Source organism: Mycobacterium sp. (genome assembly GCF_032162105.1).
Taxonomy (GTDB): domain Bacteria; phylum Actinomycetota; class Actinomycetes; order Mycobacteriales; family Mycobacteriaceae; genus Mycobacterium.
In genome coordinates, this window is record NZ_JAVRPS010000168.1 from 1 (window position 1) to 3,540 (window position 3,540).

The window sequence follows — 3,540 nt, forward strand, 5'->3', positions numbered from 1 at the left end:
CCCGGCGCGAGGCTGCTGTCGTAGGAGGCGCCGATGATCCACTCGTCGTCGGGGTGCTCCTTGGCGAAGAGCCGGACCGCATCGACGATCTCCTCGACCGACGTGCACGGGCGCACCGCAGGCCCGACGGCCTCCAGCCCGCCAAGTAGCGGATGGGCGTGTCCGTCGCCGAACGACGGCATCAGGAAGCCGCCTTCGAGGTCGATCTCGGTGGCTCCCGATAGATCGGCGGCCTGACGGACGGCGCCCTCCCCCAGAGCTGCGATGACACCGTCGATGACCAGCAGAGCGTCCGTCGCCGGCTCGGATGATCCCGTCCAAATGGTTCCGTTGCGGAAGACCGTCGCCGTCACCACCGGGACCTTACGCGGGGTTGAGCGGCACGCAACGCGACCGATACCAATCCGCGAAGCGAGCGGCTCCGAATAGAGATCGTGGAACGCGAAGACCTTTTCGGGCGCTCGATCGCCGTCATCGGGAGCGGCGTCGCCGGGCTCACCGCCGCCTATCTGTTGTCCGCCCGCGAGCGGGTGACGCTGTTCGAGGCGGACACCCGGTTGGGCGGTCACGCCCACACCCACTACGTCGACGACGGGGACGGCAACGTCATCGGCATCGACTCGGCGTTCCTGGTCCACAACGACAGGACCTACCCGACGCTGTGCCGGCTGTTCGCCGATCTCGGTGTCGCGACGCGCGAGACCGACATGTCGATGTCGGTGCGCGACGACGAATCCGGCCTCGAGTACGCGGGCGCCCGCGGCATCGGTGGGCTGTTTCCGTCGTGGTCGTCGCTCGCTCGGCCGCGGTATCTCGTGATGCTCGCGGAGATCGGGAGGTTCCACCATGCCGCCACCCAGCTGCTCGGGGATGAGTCGGCGGCCGAGGACCAGCCGCTCGAGGAGTTCGTCGAGCGGCACGGGTTCTCCGGGTACTTCGTCGAGCACTTCATGACGCCACTGGTCGCCGCCGTCTGGTCGTGTGCACCCGGTGAGGCGATGCGCTACCCCGCCCGCTACCTGTTCGTCTTCCTCCAGCACCACGGCATGCTGTCGGTGTTCGGCTCGCCGACCTGGCGAACCGTCGTAGACGGCTCGGCGACCTACGTCAACGCCATCGCCGAGCGGGTGCACGAGATCGCCGCGGGCACGCCGGTGCACGCGGTACGGCGGGTTGCCGACGGCGTGCTGGTCACCGCGGGCGACGGCGCGCCGCGACGGTTCGACGGCGCCGCGATCGCCACGCACCCGGATCAGGCACTGCTGATGCTGGCCGAGCCGACAGCCGCCGAGCGCTCCGTGCTGGGTGCAATCCCGTACTCCACCAACCACGCTCAGCTGCACACCGACGTCTCGGTACTGCCCCGCAGGCCACGTGCCCAGGCATCGTGGAACTACCGCGTCCCGCCGGGCGCGGGCGCGGCAGCCGACGTGCTGGTGACCTACGACGTCAGCCGATTGATGCGGCTAAGCGGTCCTCGGCGATTCATGGTCACCCTCGGCGGCCGCGACCTGGTGGACCCCGCGTCCGTCATTGCGGAGATGATCTATCGGCACCCGCTCTACACTCCGGAATCCGTTGCTGCGCAACGCCTGCTTCCGACCCTCGACGACGACCGCGTAGTGTTCGCAGGCGCCTACCACGGTTGGGGTTTCCACGAGGACGGCGCGGCATCCGGCTTGCGGGCGGCGAGGCGGCTCGGTGCGGACTGGCCGGTCGCCCCGCGTCTCGATGTGGTGGTGGCATGACGCGACCGGCCCTCTACCGCACCCGGATCACCCACCTGCGCCGGGCGCCGGTGCACCACTACTTCGAGCAGCGTGGATACAGCTGGTACGTCGATCTGGACGACCTGCCGCGCCTGCCCGGATGGCTGCGCCCGTTCGCGAGATTCGAAGCCCGCGACCACTTGTCGGCTCCGGCGCCCGAAGGCGTGGACGACACGCTGCGCCACCGCATGGACGCGTTCCTCGCCGGGCACGGCATCGACCTGCGGGGCGGCACCATCACCTCGCTCATGCAGGCGCGGGTGCTCGGTTACGTGTTCAACCCGATCAGCATCTACTGGTGCCGCGACGCGACGGGCGTGCTGCGGCACGTGGTGGCCGAGGTGCACAACACCTACGGTGGCAGGCACGCGTATCTGCTGCCGCCCACCGGCGACACCTCGGCCGCCGTGAAAAAGAAGTTGTACGTCTCGCCGTTCAACGACGTCGACGGTTACTACCTGGTGTGCGCGCCCCTGCCGGACGCCGCTGTCCACGTGACGATTTCGCTTCACCGTGAGGACACGCCCGCGTTCGTCGCCACGCTGCAGGGCGACCGGCGCAAGGCCTCCGTCACCGAGATCCTTCGCCTCCAGATGACGGCACCCGTGGCGCCGTTGATGGGCGCGATGTGGATTCGCATCCAGGGCATCACGCTGTGGCTTCGACGCGTGCCAGTGGTACCTCGGGTACCCGTGACCGAGAGGGAAAGGGTCGACCAACTGTGACCATCAACACCACCGGAAACGTCGGGTTGGCAACGGATTCCGACCGCTGGCCGACACTGGCGCAGGTACCGCGCGGCCCGTTGAGTGCGGCAGCAGGGGAACTTGCCAACGGGTTCCTTCGCCGCGCCGCCGCCCGCCTCCCGATCCGGCTGCGGTATCCCGACGGATCGGTGGTCGGCGCTGCGGATCCGACGCTGCCCACCATGGTGGTACACCGACCCGACGCGCTGGCCCGCCGGGTCGGGCGCTGCGGGCTGATCGGCTTCGGCGAGTCCTACATGGCCGGGGAGTGGCACTCCACCGACCTGGCCGGTCTGCTCACCGCCTTCGCCACGTCCGTCGACGATCTCATTCCGCCTGCGCTACAGCGACTTCGCCCACTCGCGGTGGTCCGTCATCCGCGCTCCATGCACAACAGTCTCACGCAGGCGCGGACCAACGTCGCCGAGCACTACGACCTGTCGAACGACCTGTTCGCGCAGTTCCTCGACGAGACCATGACCTACTCCAGCGCCCTGTTCGACACCTCGCAGCCCACCTGGGCCGAACTGGCCGACGGGCAGCGCCGCAAGGTGGACCGGCTTCTCGACTCGGCACGCGTCGGCCCTGGCAGCCGGGTGCTCGAGATCGGCACCGGTTGGGGCGAACTCTGCATCCGGGCCGCGGACCGAGGGGCGGACGTCCACTCCATCACCCTGTCCGCCGAGCAGCAGCGGCTGGCCCGGCGGCGGGTGGCCGAGGCCGGGTTGTCGGACCAGGTCCGGATCGAACTCAAGGACTATCGCGAGGTCGACGGCCTGTACGACGCCGTGGTGTCGGTGGAGATGATCGAGGCCGTCGGATACCCGTTCTGGCCCACCTACTTCCAAGCACTCGACCGCCTGGTCTCCCCCGGTGGTCGCGTCGCGATCCAGGCCATCACCATGCCGCACCACCGGATGCTGGCCTCCCGCAACACCTACACGTGGATTCAGAAGTACATCTTCCCCGGCGGACTGATTCCGTCCGTCGAAGCGCTCGTCGGGATCACCGAGCGTCAGACGAGG

4 protein-coding genes are annotated in these 3,540 nt (G+C 68.8%); 3 read left to right on the top strand and 1 reads right to left on the bottom strand.

Going from position 1 to position 3,540, the window contains the following annotated elements; translation table 11 throughout:
- On the bottom strand, nt 1-353 hold a 353-nt coding region (locus tag QOC69_RS08750; RefSeq protein ID WP_526438422.1), incomplete at its 3' end, for an amidohydrolase family protein.
- Nucleotides 354-434: 81 nt separating this feature from the next.
- Between QOC69_RS08750 and QOC69_RS08755 the strand changes: the two genes are divergently transcribed.
- The 3 genes from QOC69_RS08755 to QOC69_RS08765 form a co-directional block, all read left to right on the top strand.
- A complete protein-coding gene (locus tag QOC69_RS08755) occupies nt 435-1,748 on the top strand; it encodes an NAD(P)/FAD-dependent oxidoreductase (protein ID WP_526438424.1) in 1,314 nt (437 codons plus the stop codon).
- Nucleotides 1,745-2,494, top strand: coding sequence for a DUF1365 domain-containing protein (locus QOC69_RS08760; RefSeq protein ID WP_526438426.1), 750 nt, complete (start codon nt 1,745-1,747; stop codon nt 2,492-2,494). The genes QOC69_RS08755 and QOC69_RS08760 overlap by 4 nt, the downstream gene beginning before the upstream one ends.
- On the top strand, nt 2,491-3,540 hold a 1,050-nt coding region (locus QOC69_RS08765), incomplete at its 3' end, for an SAM-dependent methyltransferase (RefSeq protein WP_526438428.1). The genes QOC69_RS08760 and QOC69_RS08765, both read left to right, overlap by 4 nt.

Coding starts and splice junctions, on each gene's coding strand:
- QOC69_RS08760 (WP_526438426.1), top strand. CDS start 1,745: ATGACGCGACCGGCCCTCTACCGCACCCGGATCACCCACCTGCGCCGG.